The sequence below is a fragment of the Nocardia sp. BSTN01 genome, assembly GCF_015354405.1.
GTDB lineage: Bacteria > Actinomycetota > Actinomycetes > Mycobacteriales > Mycobacteriaceae > Nocardia.
In genome coordinates this window covers 1-23,722 of the sequence record NZ_JADKYP010000061.1, presented here as the reverse complement: position 1 = coordinate 23,722, position 23,722 = coordinate 1, and the positions used below count along the sequence as shown (strand labels likewise).

Annotated in this window: 21 protein-coding genes and 2 pseudogenes; 11 read left to right on the top strand and 12 right to left on the bottom strand. The window is 62.6% G+C overall.

What is annotated here, in order from left to right; all coding sequences use genetic code 11:
• Positions 1 to 1,017: 1,017 nt before the first annotated feature.
• Both IRT45_RS30840 and IRT45_RS30835 read right to left on the bottom strand, forming a co-directional pair.
• Entirely contained in the window at positions 1,018 to 1,488 is a 471-nt protein-coding gene (locus IRT45_RS30840) for a hypothetical protein (RefSeq protein WP_194809327.1), read from the bottom strand.
• 59 nt (positions 1,489 to 1,547) lie between these two features.
• Positions 1,548 to 2,006: a VOC family protein gene (locus IRT45_RS30835; protein WP_194809326.1), complete on the bottom strand. Its 459-nt coding sequence runs from the start codon at positions 2,004 to 2,006 to the stop codon at positions 1,548 to 1,550.
• Between the two features lie 344 nt (positions 2,007 to 2,350).
• On the opposite strand from IRT45_RS30835, the gene IRT45_RS30830 reads away from it, so the two are divergent.
• The 3 genes from IRT45_RS30830 (at position 2,351) to IRT45_RS37885 (ending at position 5,363) form a co-directional block, all read left to right on the top strand.
• On the top strand, positions 2,351 to 3,277 hold the full coding sequence (locus IRT45_RS30830; RefSeq protein ID WP_194809325.1) for an SDR family oxidoreductase: 927 nt from the start codon (positions 2,351 to 2,353) through the stop codon (positions 3,275 to 3,277).
• Positions 3,278 to 3,467: 190 nt separating this feature from the next.
• The gene (locus IRT45_RS30825) at positions 3,468 to 4,055 is read left to right on the top strand and encodes a dihydrofolate reductase family protein (protein ID WP_194809324.1); all 588 of its coding nucleotides are present in this window, start codon (positions 3,468 to 3,470) and stop codon (positions 4,053 to 4,055) included.
• Between the two features lie 96 nt (positions 4,056 to 4,151).
• The gene (locus tag IRT45_RS37885) at positions 4,152 to 5,363 is read left to right on the top strand and encodes a phosphotransferase (RefSeq protein WP_309241229.1); all 1,212 of its coding nucleotides are present in this window, start codon (positions 4,152 to 4,154) and stop codon (positions 5,361 to 5,363) included.
• 374 nt (positions 5,364 to 5,737) lie between these two features.
• Here IRT45_RS37885 and IRT45_RS30815 read toward each other — a convergent pair whose 3' ends face one another.
• Together IRT45_RS30815 and IRT45_RS30810 are read right to left on the bottom strand one after the other, a co-directional pair.
• Positions 5,738 to 6,088, bottom strand: coding sequence for a DoxX family protein (locus tag IRT45_RS30815; protein WP_194809322.1), 351 nt, complete (start codon positions 6,086 to 6,088; stop codon positions 5,738 to 5,740).
• Positions 6,085 to 6,699 (bottom strand): cupin domain-containing protein, encoded by a 615-nt coding sequence (locus IRT45_RS30810; protein ID WP_309241228.1) that lies wholly within the window; start codon positions 6,697 to 6,699, stop codon positions 6,085 to 6,087. Before IRT45_RS30810 ends, IRT45_RS30815 begins: the two co-directional genes overlap by 4 nt.
• Before the next feature lie 196 nt (positions 6,700 to 6,895).
• On the opposite strand from IRT45_RS30810, the gene IRT45_RS30805 reads away from it, so the two are divergent.
• On the top strand, positions 6,896 to 7,834 hold the full coding sequence (locus IRT45_RS30805) for a sigma-70 family RNA polymerase sigma factor (protein ID WP_194809321.1): 939 nt from the start codon (positions 6,896 to 6,898) through the stop codon (positions 7,832 to 7,834).
• A 27-nt stretch (positions 7,835 to 7,861) separates the two neighbouring features.
• On the opposite strand, the gene IRT45_RS30800 is transcribed toward IRT45_RS30805, so the two are convergent.
• Positions 7,862 to 8,383: a pyridoxamine 5'-phosphate oxidase family protein gene (locus IRT45_RS30800; RefSeq protein ID WP_194809320.1), complete on the bottom strand. Its 522-nt coding sequence runs from the start codon at positions 8,381 to 8,383 to the stop codon at positions 7,862 to 7,864.
• Positions 8,384 to 8,456: 73 nt separating this feature from the next.
• On the opposite strand from IRT45_RS30800, the gene IRT45_RS30795 reads away from it, so the two are divergent.
• The gene (locus tag IRT45_RS30795; RefSeq protein WP_194809319.1) at positions 8,457 to 9,152 is read left to right on the top strand and encodes a winged helix-turn-helix transcriptional regulator; all 696 of its coding nucleotides are present in this window, start codon (positions 8,457 to 8,459) and stop codon (positions 9,150 to 9,152) included.
• 371 nt (positions 9,153 to 9,523) lie between these two features.
• Here IRT45_RS30795 and IRT45_RS30790 read toward each other — a convergent pair whose 3' ends face one another.
• The 3 genes from IRT45_RS30790 to IRT45_RS30780 all read right to left on the bottom strand — a co-directional run bounded on the left by IRT45_RS30790 (position 9,524) and on the right by IRT45_RS30780 (position 12,824).
• The gene (locus IRT45_RS30790; protein WP_375540172.1) at positions 9,524 to 9,709 is read right to left on the bottom strand and encodes an ATP-binding protein; all 186 of its coding nucleotides are present in this window, start codon (positions 9,707 to 9,709) and stop codon (positions 9,524 to 9,526) included.
• A 64-nt stretch (positions 9,710 to 9,773) separates the two neighbouring features.
• The gene (locus IRT45_RS30785; RefSeq protein WP_194809317.1) at positions 9,774 to 10,877 is read right to left on the bottom strand and encodes a hypothetical protein; all 1,104 of its coding nucleotides are present in this window, start codon (positions 10,875 to 10,877) and stop codon (positions 9,774 to 9,776) included.
• Between the two features lie 195 nt (positions 10,878 to 11,072).
• A complete protein-coding gene (locus IRT45_RS30780) occupies positions 11,073 to 12,824 on the bottom strand; it encodes a hypothetical protein (RefSeq protein ID WP_194809316.1) in 1,752 nt (583 codons plus the stop codon).
• Between the two features lie 1,001 nt (positions 12,825 to 13,825).
• On the opposite strand from IRT45_RS30780, the gene IRT45_RS30775 reads away from it, so the two are divergent.
• The 5 genes and pseudogenes from IRT45_RS30775 to IRT45_RS30755 all read left to right on the top strand — a co-directional run bounded on the left by IRT45_RS30775 (position 13,826) and on the right by IRT45_RS30755 (position 18,571).
• Positions 13,826 to 14,509, top strand: a complete 684-nt coding sequence (locus tag IRT45_RS30775) for a hypothetical protein (RefSeq protein ID WP_194809315.1) — start codon at positions 13,826 to 13,828, stop codon at positions 14,507 to 14,509.
• On the top strand, positions 14,463 to 14,729 hold the full coding sequence (locus IRT45_RS30770) for a hypothetical protein (protein ID WP_194809314.1): 267 nt from the start codon (positions 14,463 to 14,465) through the stop codon (positions 14,727 to 14,729). The genes IRT45_RS30775 and IRT45_RS30770 overlap by 47 nt, the downstream gene beginning before the upstream one ends.
• Before the next feature lie 809 nt (positions 14,730 to 15,538).
• Positions 15,539 to 16,903 (top strand): annotated as a pseudogene (locus IRT45_RS30765) (transposase).
• A 34-nt stretch (positions 16,904 to 16,937) separates the two neighbouring features.
• Positions 16,938 to 17,726: an IS21-like element helper ATPase IstB gene (gene istB / locus IRT45_RS30760; protein ID WP_194809313.1), complete on the top strand. Its 789-nt coding sequence runs from the start codon at positions 16,938 to 16,940 to the stop codon at positions 17,724 to 17,726.
• 389 nt (positions 17,727 to 18,115) lie between these two features.
• Positions 18,116 to 18,571 carry a hypothetical protein gene (locus tag IRT45_RS30755; RefSeq protein ID WP_194809312.1) on the top strand — a complete coding sequence of 152 codons (456 nt, stop codon included), beginning with the start codon at positions 18,116 to 18,118 and terminating at the stop codon, positions 18,569 to 18,571.
• Here the strand turns inward: IRT45_RS30755 and IRT45_RS30750 are convergent.
• Positions 18,456 to 19,910 (bottom strand): hypothetical protein, encoded by a 1,455-nt coding sequence (locus tag IRT45_RS30750; RefSeq protein ID WP_194809311.1) that lies wholly within the window; start codon positions 19,908 to 19,910, stop codon positions 18,456 to 18,458. The two genes, IRT45_RS30755 and IRT45_RS30750, sit on opposite strands and share 116 nt — an antisense overlap.
• 307 nt (positions 19,911 to 20,217) lie before the next feature.
• Complete coding sequence (locus tag IRT45_RS30745) at positions 20,218 to 20,460, bottom strand: hypothetical protein (RefSeq protein WP_194809310.1); 243 nt, start codon at positions 20,458 to 20,460, stop codon at positions 20,218 to 20,220.
• Positions 20,461 to 20,735: 275 nt separating this feature from the next.
• Between IRT45_RS30745 and IRT45_RS30740 the strand changes: the two genes are divergently transcribed.
• Positions 20,736 to 20,960 (top strand): hypothetical protein, encoded by a 225-nt coding sequence (locus IRT45_RS30740; RefSeq protein ID WP_194809309.1) that lies wholly within the window; start codon positions 20,736 to 20,738, stop codon positions 20,958 to 20,960.
• A gap of 751 nt (positions 20,961 to 21,711) precedes the next feature.
• Here IRT45_RS30740 and IRT45_RS30735 read toward each other — a convergent pair.
• A pseudogene (locus IRT45_RS30735) lies at positions 21,712 to 22,005 on the bottom strand (integrase core domain-containing protein); the annotation flags it as partial.
• Between the two features lie 16 nt (positions 22,006 to 22,021).
• On the bottom strand, positions 22,022 to 23,407 hold the full coding sequence (locus IRT45_RS30730; protein WP_228535572.1) for an IS110 family transposase: 1,386 nt from the start codon (positions 23,405 to 23,407) through the stop codon (positions 22,022 to 22,024).
• Positions 23,408 to 23,722 lie beyond the last annotated feature (315 nt).

Sequence of the window (23,722 nt, the reverse complement as noted above, 5' to 3'; positions counted from 1 at the left end):
CAGACCGTTTCGAGATCGAACATCTGGCAGAGCCGGCTCGGCTCTCGACGACGACCTCCTGGTCATAGACGACATCACGTCGACATTCAGGCCGGCAGCTAGTTCCTCGCGCGGCGGACCGCATCGGCGGCTTCAGCCAGCGGCCTCGCTTTGTACAGATTGAGGTCGCCAAGATGCCCGAGTGGCCCTGCGCTCCCATCGCGTGCCGCGGGGAGTCGGGTCCGATGACTTCTACGCGTATGGGACATTATCCGCGGGGTTCTGGTTCGGCCCGGCGGCGGGGCGGGCTCTCGCCGCCAATCCGACGAAGATCGAGATCTGGGGCGCAGATTCGAGTGTGATCGGAGAGCGTGGATACCGGTAGGGCAACTTCTCCTTGTAAGTAGGTGCTCCGAGTTGCAGGGTGCCGTCGAGCGCCACCGTCTGAATAGATGTGGAAAGCATCGGCAGGGCGGAAGAACCACCAGCTCGAAGCGCTGATCGAACTTCGAGACTGAAAACGGCGCGAAGTAGCCGACCGGATCAAAACGGTTAACGAGCCGATCGCCGGCAAACAAGACGCTCGCTCGGTCAGGGCCCGATCCAGTTGCGTTCGCAGGGCATTCGAGCATGAGGGCCGTGACTTTTCTCCGAACACAGTGACACCGAGTCAGAAGGATGAGTCGCGTTGAATGCAAGTGCAAACCGCCGCGCGGCAGATTCCTTTGCGCGGTAAGAGAGCACAAGCCCGTTGTGCCACCAAACATTGACAATCATCTCGGGCTCCTCTACTCGAGACCGCGGTGCGGCGTATGTTGGTTCATTGCGTCCGTTTTCGGACGCGTCCGCGTTGGTCGGGAGATGTGCGGTATTCATTCGGTTCCTTGGGTGGTAGATACTTGTGTAGGCCGGAGGTTTCCTCCTGTCGGAGCCGACCTCTCCCGACGGCAGTCGGGCTGCGTATGAAGTCGGCATGCTCGCTAGCGAGCCTTGAACTGCCGCAGCAGGTTTGGGGTCATTGGCGTCCTAACGCACCGGTCATCGGCGCCTCAGGAGCCCCCGTCGTGACTCGCAGCCGGCCGAGCTGGAAGGCACGGGCATATCGGCCACGGAACCGACAATCATTTGCGCTCCTTGACGACCGGCCGGATCGAAATGCAGGTCACAATTCCAGCCGAATGGCATCAAATGAACGTTTTCGCCGTACTCTTCAAGCCTTTCGACCAGTTCGTCCAGCAGGTCCAATGTATCGGCGAGTTCAACAAGGATGTCGAAGACCGGCGGCATTCTGTTGTCCGCGCGGGCGAGGGCCTGCCCGTTCGGCGGCAGACCCTCCACCACAACCTGCGCGGCGCCGGTGTCTTCCATCAGACGCCGGATCGTCTGCACCGCGTCTGTAATCAGCGGCCGATCGCCGGAGTCTATTCCGATGGTGACGGCAAGACAATCGAAGAATGCTCTCCGCTTCCCGATGGCGCTCGGTTCAATGTCTACCGCCCACGGGTTCATTATCCGAACGGTGTACTCGAGCAGACGACAGCGCCTTGTATACAGATGCACGCGCCTACCTACCCGTCTTCTGGCGGCGTGGAGGCCCGCCGCGGGGCCGCGAGTTCGAGGTGGATCCCGTCGGGGTCCGTGAACGAGAGTATGACGATCCCGAACGACTCCAGGTCAGTGATCTCGCCGTGCTCGATGCCCGCCGATGTTAGTCGATCTGCGATCGCATACAAGTCATCGATTGTTGGTACGGAGAAGCTGAGATGGTCGAGACCGACTCGGGTGGAGTCGAACCGGTCTGAACGGTCGGCCACTGGCCGGAGCCCGAACAACATGCCGTTCGTTTCGAAGACTACCCCGCCGTACAGCTGCGCCGGATCGCTGCGAACCGGCAAGTCATCGGGGCGCCCGGCTGATTCGGCCGCAACTTTGAATCCCAGCACGTTCTCGTAGAACGCACGCGAACCATCGATATCGGTGACGGTCAGGCGTATGTGGTGAACGCCGGTTGCGGAAATAAGACTCATGAACGGCTCCAAGTGGGTTTGAGACGCTGTACGAGCGACGAGAGGATGTCGGTGCCTGATGGCACCGCACTGGCGACTCGAAGGATCCTATGGCCGCGCCCGCCGGCCTAGATAGCGTCGCATCAGACAACTTAGACACTGTTTGCGACACCCGGCTCCGGTGGTCGATTCGTCCACTGCCGCCGTATCAGTGCTATGGCACGCCGATTAGGACCCGCCGACCAGCCCAGCAGCACCGACCTAAGACTTCTGTGGTCAGTTCGGGCCGGCTCCCGCGTCTTCTTCTAGTTGAACGTTCTGTTCGGACTCGGGAGCATGAGATGGAACCTACTCGGATTTATGCTGTGACTGCTGCCACCGGCCATGTGGGCGGCCATACAGTACGCGAGCTTCTGCGATCCGGACACAAGGTCCGGGCAATGGGGCGCGACCATGTCCGCCTGAAGGAACTCGAAGCGGCCGGCGCTGATCTCTTCATCGGCGACCTTCACGACGAGGAATATCTGGAACGCGCTTTCACGGGCGTACACGGCGCCATGCTCATCGTCCCTCCGCACCCTGCGGCAACCGATTTCCTTCAGTACCAGATCGACATCGCGCGCGGATACGCGACTGCTGCCAGAAAAGCCAGACTCCGTCACGTCGTAGTCGTGAGCGTGATGGGTGCCAACGACAATCGGGCGGGCGGGTTGATCGAAGGACACGCAAACGTCGAGGCGCAATTGAATGCAGTGTCCGGCCTGAATATCACGCATCTCCACCCAACCAGCTTTTTCGAAATTCTGTATTATTTTCTCGAGCCCCTCCGTGAGGAGGCCATCTTGCGCACTCCATTGGGTCCTGACGCTCAGTTGGGATTGGTCGCGGCGCGAGATGTCGGTATTGCAGGGGCTGAAATCCTGAGCGGTCTTCAGTTCAGAGGAATCAGTTCTTTTGCACTGCCCCCTGTCAGGAAAATCACTTTGCGTGAAGTGAGCGGTCTCATCTCAGCGTATATCGGCCGCCGAATTTCGGTGGAACAGATAAGCGCCGAAGCGGATATCGAAGATCTCATCGCTGCCGGTACCGGCCGCTCTTTCGCGACTCTTCTCAACGAAACATGGGCACTGACCACAGTAATGGGACAGATGCCGCCAACCGACCCCGCTCCTTCTACTACCGCCAGATACCGAATCGAGGACTTCATTCGAGACGAACTGGTGCCGGCAGTGTTGGACACCGGACCGATCTCCGACTATTCAACCGCGATCCGCCCGCGAAGGGCCGGTTGAGCAGAACCACACAAACGGCCCCAGCTATTCCACCAACCCTCACGATCGGCCCCAATCCGCACACACCGACCTTCGTGACAGATGGAGGACAGCGATCGATAATTCTTGATCAATGAGAAATCTCAGCATGCGAGCTCATTTGACAGGCGAAATTCGACTCACAATTATCACACAGAAAGGTAATTTCTTTATGGGTAAGCTGATCGCACAGATGCAAATGTCGGTGGATGGCCGTGTTTCCGCGTCCGATCCGTCACTGAGTTGGCAACTGTGGGAGTGGGACGAGAACTGGGATTGGGACGTCGACTTGAAGCTGGTGTTCAATGCCATCTTCGCGTCCATCGGCGCCATACTTTTGAGTCGACCGATGATCGAAGAAGGCTATCTCGATCATTGGACCGGCACGGCCCGACGGTTCGAACATGATCCGAGCTATGACTTCGCACGTCGGATTGTCGAGGTCCCCAAAATCGTCCTTACCGACAAGCTGAGCGTTTCACGATGGGAACGCACAACGATCGCGCGGGGCGGCATACCTTCCGCGATCGAGAGGCTCAAGAGTGAATCTACGGACGATATAATCACCTTTGGCGGCACAGGCTTCGTGTCGACACTTATAGCATCGGGAGTCGTGGACGAGTTGCAGTTGTTCATAAATCCGGTTGCAGTCGGAAACGGTGGCTCAATTTTCGCCGACAGGGACAGCATCGCTCTCCGCTTGCTCCAGTCGGACAGCTTTTCCTGCGGAATGGTCGTGAACCGCTACGCGTTGGGGTGACGAGTCCTCGCCCATCCTTACCTTGTCGATCAGCCAACAGATTGAAGTCGAACATTGCCGGAGCCGATCAATGCCGTTGCACATGAGCTACTCGGCGTGGCCACCAGCTTCAAGAACGATTCCGAAGTCATCGGCGCTAAGTGGGCCGCGTTCTCCCGGAAATCCGGGCAGGAGGTTGTCAATTCTGCCGAAGCAGCAAGCGGCCAAGATCTCTTAGCAGGCCGCGGTATCCACAATCGATCGACTGCCCTCCGCGAAGAAGGGGAGGCCGAAACTGAACGCGCAGCCGACAGCGAAATCAAGCGCAGTAGTCAAAGAGTTTCCCGTAGACCCCAGAAAACACTGTCCGAAGACGAAGCCTGCACTCTGCTTCACCGGTCTATGTCGACCCATGAAAACGCCCTTCGAAGCAACCATAGTGAATTAAGAGTAGTGGAAACGAGCCTGGGACGTGGCGTCGTACGGGTCGACAGCGAGAACGATAAGCGGACCGAGACTTTCCTACGAAAGCAGATGCCTCTGAAGGATGCCATGCAGATGGCGGATGACTGTGGCCTCGAAGGTGCTAAGATCCTCTATGCTGGAACCGATCCCGTGAGTGGCAGAGAATTCATGATAAGCGGCTGGGTTCCCGGAGAGGCGAGACCGCTCCGAGATCCGAATTTCATGACATGGTTCCCGGATATTGTAGATCAAATGGAGTTGCTTGCGAAACGAGGCCGGCTGCCGCCAGAGCTCCAGGGGAGTGTCGCCGAGTGGCAGCGAGCAAATATCTCCTACGCCGATCGAGCGTTCCGCAATATGCCGGCCCATATGCGGGCAAACGCGGAAGAACTCGGGCTAGGGCCACCGTCGCAGTATATGAAAGCCGACGTGACCCGCACTGATCCTGCAGTGCCAAGTCATAATGACATACATTTTGCAAACGCAATTTCGAGATCTCCTACGAAATCCACAGTAATTGATTGGGAGTTCGCCGGTGCTGGCGATCTCGTGCACGGCATTCGCGCGGCAACCAATCGCCAACTGGGAATTCCGCCTGAGGTTCGTGCCGCTGCCGACCGCATGGCACATAAGCGCCTGACCTCATTTGTTCCCGCGAATCCAGAGAGTAGCTTACAACATTACCGCCAGATGGAGCATTGGAGAGCATTAGCTTTGGTGTGCAATCCTAGAGATCCACAGCCGATCGGAAACGCCGTCGAGCGACTTCATCCAATGATGCGTCTATGGCATGAGCCCGGCAATGGCTGGCCACTCGTGTCAAAAGAAGAATTCGGCGAAATGTTGGCCAGGTGGCGGGCCTGATTTCTCCGGCACTTACACCCAGGGCCGTCGTATTATCGGCCGACTTTCGGGCACACGTCGGGAAGAGGGCTCGCTAGAGCAGGTTTCGCTTTCGAGCTGGACCGTGGTGTGGCTGTGAACCGATATGCTTGCCCCGGATAACAGCCGTTATCCGGGGCAAGATGAAATCCGGTCTGCCGCGATATGTTGCGACTCTGTTTCTGAGCGAAGGGGAGAGACGGACTCGATGGCGCGACCGCGACCCGGATCCGCACTGCTGCACGAACACTCTCTGCGGATCGACCGAGCCGGTCCTGGAAACCATCCCCACCCGGCGTGCCCGCGTCTACTGCATTCGCGCTCGTCAACGCCGCCGACCGGCTCGACCGCCTGCCTCAGACACGAAAGCAGTTGATTGCGACCAAAGCCGCTGCCACAGCGGCTATCAGCAGCGGTGCGGCCGACGTAGCGTAGTCACGAACCCGTAGATGAGACCCGGTCGCGCCGAGCATCAACAGGGCCAACGAGCCGGCTGCGGCAATGCCGAAGGGCGCGAAGGCCATTCCGGCCGCGAGACCGACAGAACCGAGTATTTCAAGGTATCCGACCCCATACATCATCGCGACAGGCACGTCCAGATGCTGGGCGGTAACGCTGACCGACTCAGATCTGCGAATCTTTGGCAGTGCCGACCGTACGAATACCACGATCAACAGCGCCGACACCACGATGCCAGCGACGGTCATGACTTCTCGCCGTCCTCGGCACCTTCGTCGAGCGCTCCTGCCGGTGGATTCGCTTGTGGCTGCAGGACAGCGCTGGACAGAAACTGCGCACGCTGTTGACTTCCTTCCAGATGTGGGCGGTTGTCATGGTGTTGCGCATGGCGCCAGATCTGGCTGTCGGTGAAGTAGTTGTCGAATCGTTCTTGAGTATCGAGAATTTCGGTCGGACTCGCTTCGCCTCGGCGTATGCGTTCGCCGAGGCGAAAATACTCGAACCGCTCTATGCCTGGGGTGAAAACGATCAGTACGTCAGCCGACGAGTCCGCTGGCGCCGCCCAGGCGTGCACCATGTGAGGAGGGATGAGAAGGAAGTCGCCGTCACCCACGGTTACGATTTCTTCTCCAGCGAGTACCCGTAGCTTGCCGTCGAGTACGTAGAACAACTCCGCTGAGGTGGTGTGGTAGTGCGGCGGCGGTCCTTCCACCCCAGGAGCGAGGAATGTGCGGTTAGCGCTCATCGTGCCGCCGGTTGTTGTGTGGTCGGCGTACAGTCGCACTCCCATCGTGTCCAGCCTCTCAGCTTCGTCGTGGCGCACGAGCAGAGCGCGCTCGGGCATGTTCGTCTCGGTCACTGTGTCCTCCGATCTAGGCCCTGCAATGTCGACCGTTCTGATTCATCCGCAGAATCATTCGGCGACAACACAGAGCGGTTCGATGCGCGCAGCCGTGACACCAAAGCTCGAATTGTGATACGCATCACAAAATGACGGTTGGATGTCACACACGCGGGATCGACAGACTCCCTGGAAGGGAACAAGGAGGTAGCCGATGTCGCCACTACATCCGGATGAAGTCACCGCGCAATTCCTCGACCACCATGAGCTGCTGTTCTCGGTGGTCTACAACATGCTGGGAAGCGTCAGTGACACCGAAGACGTTCTCCAGGAGGTATGGCTCGCCTGGGCGGCCAGATGCCGCGGCGCAGATGCGGCTCCGGTGGAGAACCGTCGCGCGTATCTCATTCGAATAGCGGCCAACAAGGCGCTTGCTCGCCGTGCGGAACTCAGCCGGAGCCGGGAGACCTATGTCGGCCCATGGCTTCCGGAGCCACTGCTGGCCGGCACCGAGGATGCCTCCGATTCGATCGAGCGCGTGCAGTCGCTGAGTACGGCCGTGCTGGTCGTATTGGAAACCGTATCGCCACTCGAGCGCGCGGTATTCGTTCTGCACGAGGTATTCGGATTCAGCCACCCCGAAATCGGCGACATGATCGGCCGCCGCCCTGAGGCCGTGCGACAGCTCTCCAGTCGCGCCCGCAAACACGTGCAAGCTCGCCGACCGCGGCGTCGCGTCGCCCCAGAAGTGGGGCTTGAAGTTGCGGAGCGGTTCGTAGCCGCCGCAGTCGGTGGCGACATGGAAGCCCTTTTCCAGCTACTCGCACCGGATGTGACGCTATGGACCGACAGTGGAGGGGTTGGCCCTGCTTACAGTCTGCAGCCGGTGCGCGGGCGTGACGCGGTCTTGGCCGCGTTCGCTGCGATTACAGCCAACTATCGACACGAAATGAGTGTCCAGTATCGATCGGTCTCCGGAGACGGATGCGCATTGGTGTTCTCCGGCGGCATCCCCGTGGCGGCGGTGGTATTCGATCTCTCACCTGACCGGAGCGAGATAGCTGGGATTTATTCGGTGACCAACCCCAGCAAGATAACCGGCGCAGCCGAGCCGTATCCCGGTGGTGTGGACGACGATCCACGCCACCGGTAAGAAATCGCAACAGCTATCTACCGGCAGCTATCTACCGGCTCGGAAAGCGGCCACGACCGATTCGGGCGCCACAGCGGGAAACCGCTCCCGAAAATCCAAAACCGCGACCCAGGTCGGGCGTAGACCGATCCGGACCATCCGGAGCCCCGGCTGATCGATCGCCTCGATGTAGGCGTCACCCGCCTCGTCGCCCATCTCTCGGCGCTGCATGGTGACGTACTCCGGCAACACACCTTCGACCTCCGTCAGGGTGACCGGCCCGCGCAGCATCAGTACCCGCGGCGGCTTATCGGCAGTGTCGATGGTGATCGCGACATCCGGGCGAGCGCGCAGGTCGCGGATCTTGTAGGTATCACCGAACGCGCCGACGACCACCTCGTGGCCGTCCCACAAGAAGTTGACCGGGATCAAGCGCGGGGTGCCGTCCTTACCGATATAGGCCAGTCGCGCGAGGGAGGTGCTGGTGAGCAGTTCCTGAGCTACGGGGGTGTCAAGCAGGCTCACATCGCCCTGCGGCAAGCGTCCGGCCTGGGTGGGGGAGAGACTCATGATCTCAAGGTAGACTTCTTCACTCCTAAAAAACAAGTATTAATCCTTGAATAGGAGGCGATAACCTGACCGCATGCGTAGCTATCGGGATCCGTGCGGTGTTGCGCGGGCGCTGGACATAGTCGGCGAGCGATGGGCCTTATTGGTGGTCCGGGACCTCCTGCTCGGACCTAAACGTTTCAACGATCTTCTTGACGGCCTGCCAGGCGTGAGCCCGAACGTATTGAGCCAGCGGCTACGCGAACTGACCGAGTGTGGGGTGGTGCAGCGGCGGGATCTGCCACCCCCGGTTCGTGTGCGTCTGTACGAACTGACGGAGTGGGGTCTCGGCCTCGAGCCCATCCTCCTGAACCTGGGGCGCTGGGGAAGTCGGGCTCCCGCACAGCCGGAGGGCGACCTCGGCGTAGATTCGCTGCTGCTCAGCATCAAGGCGAGCTTCGAGTCGGCGCGATGCGGCGAACTCGGAGACGTCTATGAGATGCGCATCGACAACACCACCTATCTCGCCGAAATTACGCACGGTTCGATCCGCATCAGTCGCAATGCGGCGAGCGAAACACCCGACGCAACCTTGACGGCCACCCTGGAAACCCTTCGTGCCATCTGGGACGGGCGGATCACTCCGAGTACCGCATTGCGCTCCGGCGCTCTGCATTTGGATGGCGACGAGCAGGCGGGGCAACGTCTGTTCGAACTGATATCGGCTTCGATCGGGACGGCACCGTCCGACCGAACCACCTCCGGAGACAAAGATCCGTCACACCAGTGACACCTCAACTCGACTCCGGAATACCGTCTGCGGCTGCGCTGCATAGATTGACGAGAGCCATTCTGGAGCAGAAGACTTTTAACTGGTGTCGTCGTGTGTTCAACTTTCGCGGCTTGCCGGAAGCGAGGGCAGTGGCGTAGCGACCCAGGTCCCCACGGCTCTGCGGCAAGATTGGCTGTCGCGAGGCGGTGACAATCGACCACGACGGCGACTGCGCAGACATCCGCTGAATGCGCTGGCGCATGGCCGGGGCCGTTCAGGCGTTGAGAACGCCAGGATACTCTCAGCAGATCTGCTTTGGCCACGCGCAGATAGCATGATCCTCCGCCCTGCAATCTGTTCCAGGACAAAGACGGCTGCGTCAATCGGTGTCACGTCTGGGACGCCGGCGAGAGATTTCCGGGGCGCTTTGGCCCGTAGTGGGGCAGCAGGTGCCACCAGCCGAACCGGTTGTTGCTGGCCACCGTTAGGCTTGCAGGCTCGAAGTGGATCCAGACCAGTTGGAACAACAGGTTCGCAACTTCGGATTCGAGCGGGAGATAGCCGACCTCGTCCACAGCGGTCAACGGGTATCCGCCCGAGCTGTATCTGCTCTTCATGCAGGTCCGGCGTGGGCGGAATTCAAGCAGTCAGTGCTACCGTCGATGCCCCCTTGAATGCGGCGAGCTTCGGCACAATATATGGAATGTGGGCTTGTCCATAGGCAGTAAAGGTCGCACGCCCCGCCGCCTGAAATTTTCCCAACAATTCTTGCGCGACATCGTGTCGTGTCCGATCGACCGCTACTGCTGTTCTTTCCAACTCGGTTTGAGCACCTTGCGGAACAACTAGCTTGCCCAATTGCTGCTTACTTATCCATTCGACATCCTCGGAGGTGAATTTGCGAGGAAATCCCATGTCTGGATAATGTGTAGCCATAATATTTTGGAACGCGTTTACCGCATCGTCAGCAGTCATTCCTTCGGTTCGCATAAAATGCAAACCTCGAAATATCGACGGAATCTGAGAATTGAAGTCCTCACCCCGTCGAGCCGCCTGCGGTGCCATGCGTAGTACATGATGCAGGGCAAGGCTCTGCGGCGGAATTCCTGCCCGCAGGAGACGTGCCTCTTGTAACCCCGGTTCTCCCTCCAGAGAGATCTTGCGGATGCCATGGATATCCGCCAAATACTCCAGCATCGCCATCTCGCCATCTTCGGCAGCGTGCTCAATGCTGCTATAGGACTTTCTTTGCGTGCGCCCGACCCGCCCCTCGATAAACATTACGCGATTATCTCCGTAACTTTCTGTTCTGCCAATCCAATCCTCGGCTTGCCGAAGCAGCGCTATCGTCTGAGGATGCTCTGGGGCAGAGCGATGAACCGTACCTACTAGAACATGTTGACGGTCAGGTCCGCCGTAGGTGATCCAATGGGGCGCCGCGCTCTTCGCATCGAGCGGTAGCCCTTTTCTGAACTCCGGTGGATTTGGATAACCCCGGAAGCCGAGAGACCCATTGCCTTCACGTTCGAGGGCCGGTAGCCGAAGCTCTTCCGACCAGGGCGAAGCTCGATCCACTTCCCGAACGGCCACATCTGGGAGGGCGGAGTGAATGGCTTCCGCGGTTACGGCATCCGTCTCCACAGTTACCTCAGCCGCTTCGCGCAGCACTGAACCAGCTTTCGGGTAGTTACGACCGAATTCGTGAAGCCACCTCCCCATTTCTCTAGCCGCCTTACGCAGCATCGAAGCCGCTTCTTCTCCTAACAGTCGATTATCCTTATCTATTCTGAAAATCGGTTCACGGGTTGCCCTCGTCAAGCGGGCTGTTCCCAGCGCACCTGCAAACCGGATTGGACATGATCTGTTCGAGGAATAGTCTGAATGATCTCCTGAACGACGCTTAGACTACGGAGCCCATCTACGTCCTACACTGGATGGTCACAGCCCCGGTAGGTTTTCGAGGCTTAGTTCTGGACGTTTATCGCCAGAGATCGACGGCGCCACGACTGTCGGACGCTCCTGATGTGCCGATTTCGGCGCTTGCACTGCGCCGGCCTGGCCCAAGCTCTCCTCCAAAATAGGGTCGGCGTCCGGAGCGTTTGCTCCGACACCATTTTTCGGAGCCTTCGCCGACTCTTCGGCCGGTCGGGGCGTCGATCGTCCATCCTGTCGCGAGACCGTCGCAGGCTCTGTTCTCGGTGAAGTACCACCTCCGGTCCATGGTGTCGGACCACTCGGTTTAGCCTTGCGGACGGACTCTGCTCGGGTGCGATGTCGACTAGTACGCCGACGCCAGGGCGTGATGCTTTGACCGGATTTCCTTTCGGGAGACACTCCAGGTTTCAACTCGGCACGCGCCGGGTGGCCTTCGACGCTACCTGGCTCCCCGGCAGGACCACCCGGCCGATCCTGTCCGGTCGACCACGGGAGTCCCCCCAACTGGTCCGTAGTCGATGCTGCCCTCAGATCAGCCATCGGCCACTGTTCTGCATTACGCGCCGACGTATCGCCGTGGCCCGGCTGTGTGGTATCGGGTGGGTTCGCCATCACCTGCCCGATAGACTCTGCACTTGCCACGACATCTCCGGAGCTGGAGGCACCACCAGGATTTGCTGTCGCCGGCCCGATGCGTCTGTCGGATGTGTCACCGGTCGTCGCCGAATTCGGGCGCACATCATCGAAATTGCCGTTCGATGGAACCTCCGAACGCGCCGTAGGGGCGACGGCTCGAGGATGATGAACCTGGGACTGGGAGGCGTCGGTCTCCCTGTGGGCCGTGCCCGCGCCAACGTGGTCGCGCGGAGATTCGGAAGCGTTCGAGTCCGTGTTCAGCGCATTGGGCGGAGCTGTGTGGAGAGCAGAGCTCGTGAGCGCAGTGGGACGGGAGTGCGGAATCTGCTGGGATGTGGCGTGTCCGGACGGATCCAGGACGGCGGGTCCAACATCCGCGCTATCGTCAAACGCGCGGGATGTGAAGTCGAGCGCCGCAACCTTCTTAGCAAAATTCGACGCGTGTTGTAGCATGTCGTCCGCCAACATCTCGAGGGTTTGAGCGTGGTTGATGACCTCGTCGGGCTCGATATACAGCACGTGTTCGGCCTGACCCGGCGGAGGCTCAAGCAAGTGCCCCGCTGCCTCGTCCACTATTCCGCGAACGATACGGTCGATTACATCCCGGAGCGGCTCCATCGCCTTCTCGATGACTTCGAACAGAATGTACGCGATCAGCGCCTGTTCCATGACCTCGCAAATCTTGCGTGCAGCTGTAACAATCGCCTGTTCGATTGCAGCCGACAGACCGCCGGTTACGATTGATCCGGCCGTCGCAGCCGCGAAACTCGCTGCCAATCCAGCAAGTTCGGCAAGGACCGCGATCTTGGTCACCCTGATGACCACAGCAGCCGCATCCAGAGCGTCAGCAACCACCCGACATGCCGCGTCGAGATCGGCCATATGAGACTTCGACATCTGCGCCCATGCCGCAACTAGCGCCCGGTAGGAGTAGCCAGAGTAGACGTTACCCATATCTTTGATAACGCCGGTTGCGCTGGCGTGAGTGTCGGCCACGCTATTCGCGAAGGTCCTTACATGTTTGCCCAGCGCGCGCACTTGGTCCTCGTTTATATCGGGATAGGGCACCCCAGCGAAATTGAGAAACAACGCTACCTTGTGAGGAATCTCTATTGCCATGGATCTCGCACCCTCCGATCAGGCTGCAGGATGCGAACGCCGTGTATTGAGGAGCACGCGATGCGTGGGCAACCGCCGACACACCGCCGTTGCCCAAGGGTGGGCGGCGGTAGACCGCGAGGGGTCGGCACCGCGTCTCATCGGTCGCCTACTTCGACTGACCCCGGATGTTTCCCTCCACGAACTCCTCCGATACACCCGGCTACGGCGACTTGACCACCGCGTTTCGAAATGCAACTCTGCGCCCTCCGTCCCTTGGTCAAACATGCCGACGAGTGCGCCCCATCAGACTGACCAGAGTGTGGTGCACCTCACAGGTGTGGGAGTGGTGATGCCCGGGGCAACGCGACCAAACCGCGTGTCGCGCGCGAGGTTTCATTGAACAGGCCGCGTCGCGGGCACCCGTCGCTCCGGCCTCTCAAGCTCCCTGGGGAGGCAGGTAGCTGGACCATCTCCTTCAACCTGCTGATGGTCCGTTTCGACGACGTCTAACTTGAGCTCAGGACCTCGGGTACCTCATCAGGGATACCCTGTGCCAGGGCATGCGACCCAACAATTCTGCTGCCGCTTTGCCCGCCCTGATACCTCGCAACGCCCGCGTTCGCGACATCGTGACACGCGGCCGGCGTCGATTCTCGAGCAGCACCCCATTGTCCCTTCGCGCTGCGGGGACCCGCTGCAGATGAGTCGACATGTGTGGCCCGGCGCCTCCAGGTTTCGCCGCAGGAAATCCGGACGCATCTCGTCCACGCTCGACAGTCAGCCGATGCCGCCCGCCGGCCCTTAGCGGCCGACCTATCAGGACTGGAACTTCGTGATCGCACCGTCGCCCGAACTCCCGGACCACTGTCGACCGCCGCGCCGATCCCGGCCGGGCACCCCGAGCAGCCCGCATGACCTCGCGATGGGATCGGCTGGCGCCTTCGAAATACTCTCCAGTACAACAGTTTTCGCGTGTACGGTGAAACCAGATCGCGAATGCTGTTGCGGGAGCCGGTTCGGTGCGATTGCCGGCGCAGCGCAATTTGACGACCGACAAGTGGGAGAAGTCGATTCGCTACGGCGGTGGTCGGCTCGGGCGGGACATGACGCTGGCTGCGATTCGGTCGTGGGCGCCGTGGGATCAGTCGGTATCGGCGCGGGAGGAGGCGCTGGCCGAGTGGCGGCGCATCACGGTCGGCTCGGGGGCGCGGCCGAAGGCGGTGGAGCCGCGGTCGGAGAAGGAGGCGATCGAGGAGCTGCGGCAGTTGAGCGACATGGTCTCCCGGATCCCGGTCACCGATCGCGCCGGCCGGGCGCAGGTGGCATCTCAGACGTCGGGTCTGTTCGCTGCGGCGTCGGCGCGGACCGAACGCAAACCTGGGCCGCTGGACCGGTTGTCGCGGCAGCTGGCTCGCGCAGGCCGGATCCCGGCCCGCGAACGTCGCCGCCACACCGGTACGGAGAAGGGGAACATCCGGTCGGTGGCGCGGATGTTGTGGGCGGCGTCGAATCCGGAGGCGGCCGGTCTGGCGCTGATCTACGCGCTGACCGAGTTGATGATGACCGTGCAGGCGAGCCTGGACACGGCCGGCCGGGCGGGCGGCGGCCGCGGCGGCGATGGCCAGCCAGGCCCGCAAGGCGCTGACCGAGATCCACATGCGTCGCGACGGCATCGATCCCGACCAGCCCTACGACAAGACTGAGGGCTCCCCGGCGTGGGCGGCCGCGATGCGGTCTGCGGCCGTCGTCGACGGTCATGACCGCGGCACCATCGAGAACCAGATCCGCATCGCCCGCGCGCAGCGAGCCACACAGCCCACACCCGGGAAGACCACCGGCCCACAGCAGCCGTCGCCGAAGCGGCCGCAGCGCGGGCCACAGCAGCGCCGCGAACGCGGCCGCGATGGCGGCATCGACCGATAGAAGGGCACCAACTCCTCGTCCAGGAGGCCGCAATGCGTTATCGAGGCGGTCCGGAGCCTGAGCGTCGGAAAGTGGTCACAGGCTCAACACACTGCTTCCGAGGCTGAGAACACTGCTGCCCGCACTGAGCAGCAAGCTGATGATGCCTTGAATGTCCATGCTCGATCTCTTCCATCGATGGCGCGGCGGCCCGGCCGTGGCGGCGGCTCCCCCAGTAGCGAAATGTGGGGGCGGGGGAGCCGCTTCTCCACGGTCTCGCTCCGTCGGGGGCGGGACCGGAGTGGTGAGCCGGAGATTCGGTCCGATCTCCTTCGGGCGCCAGCGAACACGGGGGTATCCGGTAGGCGGGCCCGGGGCCTATCTCACGGGCCCGATCCGAGACGATAGGCGACCGTCTTGCACAACGGGTTGTGAGCGGCCTCCCCTGGTTGGGAAGCGAGCTGGCATGTGCTGCGGTGCCGGAAAATGATCGCGCACTCTGCCTGGGGTGCTGGTAAGAATCACGCCCTATGCGGAACCCCGCAGCTTGGGATTTGGGTGGCAAGGCTCCCCGTGAGGGGAGGCGCACAGCGCTTCGGAACTGGGGAACGGTTACAGGTTGAGCCCGTGATCGTGGCTGGTGCCGTGGTTCATGCCGAGGTACCGCGATCGGGTGATGGCGCTCGTTGATTTTCCTCAGTGCTGCTAGCTGAAATTCCCCAGGCGGTTTCCCTGTCCTGTTGGTGTCCGGTGCATTTCGTGTGCTGGTTGCTGCGGCGTCGCTCATCATCCGCGGAGTCGTTCGTGGTGCTGATGAGGGAAGGCTGTGGATGCTGTCGCTGGAGGGCGATGTGGAAGTGCATGCACTTCGTGATCAGGGGTGGTCGATATCGGCGATCGCTCGGCATACGGGGTTGGACCGCAAGACGGTTCGCGCTTATCTGAATGGTGAGCGTGTGCCGGGCTAGCGGGTCCGGACGGCACCGTTGCTGATCGATCCGTTCATCGACTACTGCCGGATCCGGTTGGCCGACGACCCGCATTTGTGGGCGTCGACGCTGTTCGACGAGATCGTGGCGCTGGGGTTCACCGGCTCGTATCAATCGTTGACCACGGCGATCCGGAAGCTGGAGCTTCGCCCGCACTGCGAGCCCTGCCACGCAGCCCGGGGCCGTGATGTCGCGATCATCGCGCACCCTCCCGGTGAGGAAACACAGTGGGATTGGGTGGAGTTGCCGGATCCACCGGCGCGCTGGGGATCCGGGCGGCATGCGCATCTGCTGGTCGGCGCGTTGGCTCATTCGAGTTTGTGGCGCGGCGTCTTGGCGCCGGCCGAGGACTTCGCCCACCTGGTCGAAGCGCTCGACCAGGTCACTATCCGATTGGGTGGGGTGACGAGACGGTGGCGATTCGACCGGATGTCCACGGTCTGTTACCCGGAGTCGGGGCGGATCACCCCGGCGTTTTCCGGTGTCGCGAAACACTATTCGGTCGGTATCGATATCTGCCCACCTCGCCACGGCAACCGCAAAGGAGTGGTGGAGAAGTCCAATCATGCTGCAGCGCAACGATGGTGGCGCACCATCGGCGATGACGTCTCGATCGCCGAGGCCCAGGTTGCGCTGGATCGGCTCTGCGCGCGTCTGGACAGCCGCAAACGCGTCCGCGACGGACACCGCACCACCGTCGGTGAGCTGGCCGCGGCCGAATCGCTGCGTCCAGCACCATCGGCCTATCCCGCTGAGGTCCGTGAACAGCGCAAGGTCACCGCGCAAGGGTTGGTCGCCTGGCGCGGCAACCAGTACTCGGTTCCACCCGGCATGCCCGGCGCGCTGGTGACGGTGATCCACCGGCTCGGCGCCGAGCACCTGCACCTGGCCACTTCTTCCGGCGCTATCGTCGCCGCGCACCTGCGCGCTCCCGACGGCGCCGGGCGAGTGGTCCGCGACGAGGGCCATGTCGTGGCCATGGAGCGCTCGGTGCTGGCCGCGTTCGATGCGAGCAAACCCTGCACCCACAAGACCCGGCGTCCGATATCGGAGGCCGCTCTGGCCGAGTCCGCGCGGCTGCGCGGCCACTCGGGCTCTGCAGATCCCGCCCAGAAGGTGGTGATCGATCTCGCCGTCTATGCGGCCACCGCCGCACGGCTTTCCGTTGCCCCGCAACGTGTTCCGATTGAACAACAAGAACAGTAAGGACGAAATCCCGTTGGAGAAAACGATCCCGCAGATGAGCGAAGCACGTCGCTATCAGCAGCTGCGCGCTCACCTGTCCTACCTGAAACTCGGCGATGCCGCCGAGGCCCTTCCCCGCATCCTCGACGCCGCGCGGTCGGAGAACATCTCGATCACCGCGGCCCTGGAGAGGCTGCTCGAGATCGAGGTCACCGCCACCGAATCACGCCGGCTCACCTCTCGGCTGCGGTTCGCTTGCCTTCCCGAACCCTGGACACTCAACGACTTCGACTTCTCCGCCCAGCCCGGCGTCGACGAGATACTCATCCGCGACCTGGCCAGCCTGCGGTTCCTCGACGACGCCGCGAACGTGTTGTTCGTCGGCCCGCCCGGAGTCGGCAAGACCATGCTCACCGTCGCCCTGGCCCGCGGCGCGGTCGAAGCCGGTCACCGTGTCTACTTCACCACCGCCGCAGAACTCGCCGCCAAATGCCACAAGGCCGCCCTCGAGGGCCGCTGGCACACCTGCATGCGGTTCTTCGCCGGACCCAAACTTCTCGTCATCGATGAACTCGGCTACCTCCCGCTGCCCGGCGACGGCGCCTCGGCACTGTTCCAGGTGATCAACCAGCGCTACCTCAAATCGTCCACGATCTTGACCACGAATGTCGGAATCGCTGATTGGGCAACCGCGTTCGGAGACGCGACAGTCGCGGCGGCCATGCTGGACAGACTGTTGCACAGGGCAACCGTTGTCGGCATCGACGGACCCAGCTACCGACTGCGCCACCACCGCGAAACCGCCGAGAATCTGCGAAAGGCGGTGAACGCCCGTGTCTCCTGAAACAGCGCCGGTCACTCGAAACTGCCAGGTCTGCTGGACAGAGTTCACCGCAACCCACCCTCGCCGCATCTACTGCAGCGCCCGATGCAAAAGCGCCGCTCAATACCGACGCAACCAACGCCCTGTCAACATCCCCGCCGAGCCGGCCCGTGAGCCCCTGCCCGCACCCCAGCCGGCAGCCACTCGCAGCTGTCCACACTGCGGAGAAGCCATCACCATCGTCGCGCTCCTCACCACCCCCGAAGCCGCCCGGCCTAGCATCCCCACAGACACCACAATCGTCCCGCTACACCGCACCTAACTGCTAACCTCAAACCCCAACCGCCTGGGGAATTTCCGTTGTCCCCGTTGGGGATTCTTCTCGAGCACCATCAGCACGCGACGGCGGGATGAACGCGCTCGGGCTGCCAGGCAGCCCGCGTGAGCTGCTGGCCGACCTCGGCGACGACCTGGACGCCGCCTACCGGGAGCTGGCGGCCCGGCTCGGCGACGACACCCCGGCGTCGGTGGACGAGGACGGGAAACTGCACGTGGCCGCGCTGGCGGCGCTGCCGGACCCGCCCGGCCTGATCGACCTGCGGCACCGGGTCACGGCAATGATGCCGCAGGCGGATCTGCCGGAGATGGTGCTGGAGATGATGAGCTGGCTACCGGAGTTCGCCGAGTCGTTCACCCACGTCGCCAGCACCAGCGCCCGGGTCGCCGATCTCGGGGTGTCGGTGCGTGAGTTCACCAAGGCTTGTCGGGACCCCATATCGGCCGGGCCATTTCGGCCGGGTCGCCGGATCCGAATCCGGTCAATCCCGGCCCGGTGCCGGTCAATTCGGCGACGAGCAACTCGGTGAGGGTGCGGGCCAACACCTCGCCGGTGTAGACGTCGAGCACGGGCCAGGCGTCGATGTCGGGGCCGCTGGTGTCCCAACCTACGATCTGTCGGCCTTCGGTACTGGCACACGCCAGTCTGCCCCCCTGGCGTCCCGAGCCGACCTCATACCACATGTAGTCATCTTCGAACGTCGGTTCGTAGCCTTCGTGCTCTGAGGCGAGCTCGTTCGGATCGGCCACGAAGATGCCATTGAGTTCCACACCGAGAAAGGGTGGAAATCCAGCAGGGCCGCCGTAGGACTCGGCGAGACGCTTGTAGTCGGTGGGCAGCGGGAGCCCCAGTTCCTGTTCGATGTGCGACCAGTCGTAGGTTCGCGCGACTCCGGGACCAATGATGGTCGCCAACTGCGCCAGCGGATCTCGACCGACCGAGGGCAAGTCGGGGACCGTGACCGGCTGCCCGGCGGGTTCCACCGTCCATGTGCGGGCCACCGGTGGCAACGAGAGGACCGGCAGATCCAGCTCGCCCGCGACCCAGCGGCGCAGGAATTCGGTCGTGCTGATGTTGAGTTGCTGAAATCCCTTGCCCGCCACAATGACCAGCCATTGACTCGGCGTGTCGCGTATGGGCAGCCACCAACAGGTCTCTCCGCTGTCGAAGACGCCCCACAACAGCGCCTTCGGTTCCTCCCACTCCAGTGGGTCCGGATCCGGCTGTGGATGCCGCTGTTGCTCTGAACGCATATCGAAACCCTCGGGGCCATCCGGCGCGAGCAGACGCAGCACGCCGGCGAGAGTCCCCGGCCCGCTCTCGGCCAGCAATCGGCGGTAATCCTCGGGCATGTGCTCGCGCGGCGGGCTCTGCCACTGCTCCGCAGGGGAAGGGCGATCACACAGCGTCACCGAGTCGGCGACCTCGTCGCCCTGGGCGACCAGCAATCGCGCGAACACCTGCCAGTCGCCGAATGCCGGTGCCGGAACCAGGAATTCGTCTGCTGGGGCAGATGTGCTTTCCTCGCCCTGTCTTGACCTGTACTGATCCGCGTCGGCATACTCCCACCGCGTCTCGCGACCGATGCGCAACCATCCCTCGGAGTGCGGCTCCAACTCGAGCAGCCGCACCTCGAAGGACCTGTCGTCGAACAGAAACACCCGCCACGGCTGCCGCGCCGCCCAGTCCTTCCCCCAGTACTCGGCCCGCAGCAGCGGACGTTCGTGCGCGGCCAGCAACACCGCGTAGGAGTCGCCGAGATCGTGTCTGCGCGCCGCGACCGTCGATGACATCGGCGTCGGATGAGCGGTCCCGCGCCACGAACCCCACTGTTCGCCATACGACACCTCGAGCTGGTCGATTATCATGACCCCGTCTCTTCTCCACACAACAAGTGCCCGAACTGTAGCGGCGGCACCCTGGAGTCCTGCTCCCACCGATGGCGGGTGTGTCAGTTAATGGCTCTGTCCCACTTTCGGCCCTCGAGTTCGAAAAACTTCAGCAGCAAGCTGAAACCCAGGCGAGTCGCACCCGACTTGTTGCCCACCAGCCGCCAGTCCTCCCGACCAGCGTCCACCACCCGATCAAATCCTCGGTCGACCACTCCTGACGCACGCCCGGCAACAGTAGACGAATCACACTGAGCGCGAACCTACTTTGGGGCCGGGGCCAGCTTCAGGATTCCGGGGCCAGATTCGAGGCTGCGCCGATCTCGTCGTCGGTGACCGAGTCCAGGGCCCGGCTGGGGTCGGGCAGTCCGTCTGGATCGCGGCCGTCGAGGTGGTCGGCGGTCTTGACGACCGCGATGCCGTAGGCGCGGCGGGTGTTGCCGGGCTCGATGGTGTCCAGGAACGCCTCGGCCGATCCGCGCACAGTGCGGGGCGCGGCGGTGTGGATCCGGGTCACGGTCGCCGCCATCGGGTCCACCTCTCCGCTTTGCCCCGGATAACGGGGCCGGGTCGTGTCGTCGCCGCGACGGCATCGCCGCAGGCCGGATCTGACGATACTCGTGATAACAGACCGTTATCCGGGGGGTAAGCATCCTGTCGTGGGGGCCAGGCGCGCGGCGTGTGCTCAAAGATCTGAAACGCTCGTGGCGATGGATCACCCGCTCCTAGTCGCGGTCTTTCCGCGATGTCGGTCTGCGCTCTTACGATCACCTCACCCGTTAGGCGCTGACCCGGATGTGAGAGATGGCGACACAGAACTACGACCCCCGCGACGCCGCAAAGGCCCTGGAAGCGCAGATGCGCGACAACCTTCAGGCCGCGGCCGATAAGGTCTACCGCCGGTCCGCCCGGCAACCCGTGGAAGTCGTGAAACGCCTTCTCGTGCGGGAAATCGACGGCATCGGCGAACCACAGCTGACGCAGATGGCGGAAGCGATCAGCCGAGGAGAGCAGCCGCGCGTTCGATGAACGCCGACGTGGAACGCTGCGTAGCTTCCCGCGATCAGCAAGACATCTGGAACGGGTAGCAAGGCGGCGCCGGTGCCTCTGTCGGGGCAGGTTCCGGCGCCACCAGGCGTGCGGTGGTCGCCTGCGTCGTCGGCGCGTTGTCCGTGCGGGGGACGTGAGCGTGGGTGACGACCAATGCGATCACGATGAGGGCCGGCACACCCACGATCGCCGCGAGAGCGGCCAGGATCGGCCCCGGCGACAGACTGTGGAGCCGTGGACGTGCATGGACCGGTAGCGCCCAGGCCGCGCGCGGCCGCGCCGGGCGCTCACCAGCCGGACCCGTCTACGTGATGCGCTACTGGCGCGTTTCCCCCGACAGCCTCGATCCCCATGCCGGAAGTATCCCAGCGGGCACCGACACCGCGGGACGAGAATGCCAGTGCCATCCCGAAATTCGGCACAACACTGTTTTCTGGGCGCGGCCGAGTTCGATCATGGCCTGATAGGTCGGGTGCGTGGAGTTGGCCTTCATGAACCGGCGTAGGACCGACAAACAAGATCACAGGTGTGACCCGTCTCCGATAACTCGCATCGAGGCGACGCTCGAAGGTTGCCTGACGTGGCACTAGGCCCGGATATCCGGGCCGACGGGGCCTGGAATCCGCAGGTCGGGCGGTGACGCTATGGGCGACTCACCGGACGACACGCCCGCTACTTTGCGGCTGGGGCCAGCTTCAGGATTCACGGGGCCAAGTAAACGGTATTGAGGCTAACTGTATGAGGCCTGGACGTTGGTGACGCCAGCGTGGAGTCGCTTTGCTGGTGGCTGGTTTCCGGCGGCCGAATGCGGTCGATGATAGTTGTAGTGGATGTTCCAGATCTGCAGCGCCTGCTGGCGCTGCAGATCTGAGGTCCACTCGCGGGCGTAGAGGAATTCCTCGGCCAGGATCCGGTTATAGCGCTCGACTTTCCCGTTGTGCCGAGGCGTGTAGGGCGTGATCCGCTGGTGACGGGCACCGAGTAGCACTTTCGCGAAATCGCCGGCCCTGTAGCAGGAGCCGTTGAGTTCCTAACGGATGTCAACTCGCTGGAAGGCTCGTAGCCTTGGTTGTTGACGGGCCGATCGGTGGAGCGCTGTGCGACTCCTGGTGTCGTCGGCCCGTCCTCGCACTGGTGGTGCGTCGCGCGGCGCGGATGTCGGCGGGGACTGTGTATCGGTCGGCGACGATCCTGCGGCCCTGTTCCGAGGTGAGCGGGCTGCCGTCGACATCGCGGATCACGTAGTGCTCGCCGCGGCGCCAGCAGGCGGCGATGCGAGTGAGCAGGGTCGTGGAGAGGTGGCAGACCGCGGAGTTGTGGTGTTTGCCGCTGTCGGTCATGAGTCGGTGGTATTTCGCGGCCAGCGAGGGATCGCTGCGCCGTGCCTGCTCAGCGGCCATGAACAGCGCTTCGCGCAGGCACGCGTCTCCGGATTTCGTTGGTCCACCGTGCCTTCCGCTCAATCCGGAAGATTCGAGTTTGGGCACCAGGCCGCTGAAGGAACGGATCGCGGCCAGGGAGTCGAAGCGGTTGGGATCGCCCAAGCGGCCCAGGATCTGGGCTGCGAGAATCGGGCCGACCCCGGGCGCCGAGCTGACGATGCCATCCGGGTCGGCCTTGTCCAGCAGTGCCGCGATGCGGGTTTCGAGTTCCTTGATCTCCTCGGTGAGCTGCAAGGCCAGCCGGGCCTCGATCGCGATGTCATCGGCCAACTCCGGGAAGTCCAATTCATCAGACCAGAGCTCGAGCGTTTCACGGGCCGCGGCGAGGAGTTGGTCGGCTTTCTCCTCGCGCCAGCTGCCGCGAGAATGCCGGGCGAGGAATCGTGTCAGCCGGGCCCGGCCCAACCGGATCACGATGTGTGGGTCCGCGTAATGCGCCAGGAACCGCAAGGGCGTCTTGTTGGCCAGGTCCGCGCCGAGCGCGGCATGCCAGCCGGGCCCGAGGAGTTCGAGCAGTGCATCCAATCGCGCGAGGATGCTGGTGCGGCGTTTGACCAGATTGGAGCGCAGCTTGACCGCCCTGCGCATCGTGTCACCGGGGCCGAGCCCGGTCGCGGTGTGCATGCCCTCGGGATGCAGAAGTGGGATCCGGGCAAGGACTTTCGAGTCCAAGCGGTCGGACTTGGTGTGCTTGCAGTAGTAGTCACGCAGGTCGGCAGATTGTTCGGGTGGCACCAGAATCACGGTGGCGCCCTGCCGACGGAACCAGGCCGCTAACGGCACCCAGGCGTTGCGCGTGGGCTCCATGATGACGGTGACCGACGAGGGGGCGGTCCCGGCCGGCAGCATCGACCACAGCCGCTGCAGATCACCGGTCGTGGTGCGGAACTTGCGACCTGACCATAGAAATTTGCCTTGCTCATCGGCCAGGCTGGCCTGGTGCGCTGCCCGGCAAGCGACATCGATACCCAGCCGCAACTCCAACGATCCAACTCCCGTCTGCTCGACAATGCTTCACCCAGATCCGGCGTGAGCGTTCTCGTCGCGGGAGTCGATGCAGTACCAGACATTCACCAACAGGGATCTCCGCATCGCGCCGCGTGGCGGCGGATGCCGAAGTCGCCGGGTTCCTAACAGGACGCATCTCACCCGGCGATGGCCCTGCTCACTCCGCGATCAACAGGCAAGGAGTACAACCCCACTCGGTCATTGAGCGGTAGCAAGCAGGCGCCGGAGCCTCGAATTCTCACCCAACCGGCCGTGTCCGGTGAGAGCTTCGAGGCCATCACCGAGTTTGAA

What these genes read in the sequence shown, in the direction of transcription:
- IRT45_RS30840 (WP_194809327.1), bottom strand. Translation starts at nt 1,488, where the DNA reads ATGAACCCGTGGGCGGTAGACATTGAACCGAGCGCCATCGGGAAGCGG.
- IRT45_RS30835 (WP_194809326.1), bottom strand. Translation starts at nt 2,006, where the DNA reads ATGAGTCTTATTTCCGCAACCGGCGTTCACCACATACGCCTGACCGTC.
- IRT45_RS30825 (WP_194809324.1), top strand. Translation starts at nt 3,468, where the DNA reads ATGGGTAAGCTGATCGCACAGATGCAAATGTCGGTGGATGGCCGTGTT.
- IRT45_RS30815 (WP_194809322.1), bottom strand. Translation starts at nt 6,088, where the DNA reads ATGACCGTCGCTGGCATCGTGGTGTCGGCGCTGTTGATCGTGGTATTC.
- IRT45_RS30805 (WP_194809321.1), top strand. Translation starts at nt 6,896, where the DNA reads ATGTCGCCACTACATCCGGATGAAGTCACCGCGCAATTCCTCGACCAC.
- IRT45_RS30800 (WP_194809320.1), bottom strand. Translation starts at nt 8,383, where the DNA reads ATGAGTCTCTCCCCCACCCAGGCCGGACGCTTGCCGCAGGGCGATGTG.
- IRT45_RS30795 (WP_194809319.1), top strand. Translation starts at nt 8,457, where the DNA reads ATGCGTAGCTATCGGGATCCGTGCGGTGTTGCGCGGGCGCTGGACATA.
- IRT45_RS30785 (WP_194809317.1), bottom strand. Translation starts at nt 10,877, where the DNA reads ATGCTGCGTAAGGCGGCTAGAGAAATGGGGAGGTGGCTTCACGAATTC.
- IRT45_RS30780 (WP_194809316.1), bottom strand. Translation starts at nt 12,824, where the DNA reads ATGGCAATAGAGATTCCTCACAAGGTAGCGTTGTTTCTCAATTTCGCT.
- IRT45_RS30770 (WP_194809314.1), top strand. Translation starts at nt 14,463, where the DNA reads ATGCGTCGCGACGGCATCGATCCCGACCAGCCCTACGACAAGACTGAG.
- istB (WP_194809313.1), top strand. Translation starts at nt 16,938, where the DNA reads ATGAGCGAAGCACGTCGCTATCAGCAGCTGCGCGCTCACCTGTCCTAC.
- IRT45_RS30755 (WP_194809312.1), top strand. Translation starts at nt 18,116, where the DNA reads ATGAACGCGCTCGGGCTGCCAGGCAGCCCGCGTGAGCTGCTGGCCGAC.
- IRT45_RS30750 (WP_194809311.1), bottom strand. Translation starts at nt 19,910, where the DNA reads ATGATAATCGACCAGCTCGAGGTGTCGTATGGCGAACAGTGGGGTTCG.
- IRT45_RS30745 (WP_194809310.1), bottom strand. Translation starts at nt 20,460, where the DNA reads ATGGCGGCGACCGTGACCCGGATCCACACCGCCGCGCCCCGCACTGTG.
- IRT45_RS30740 (WP_194809309.1), top strand. Translation starts at nt 20,736, where the DNA reads ATGGCGACACAGAACTACGACCCCCGCGACGCCGCAAAGGCCCTGGAA.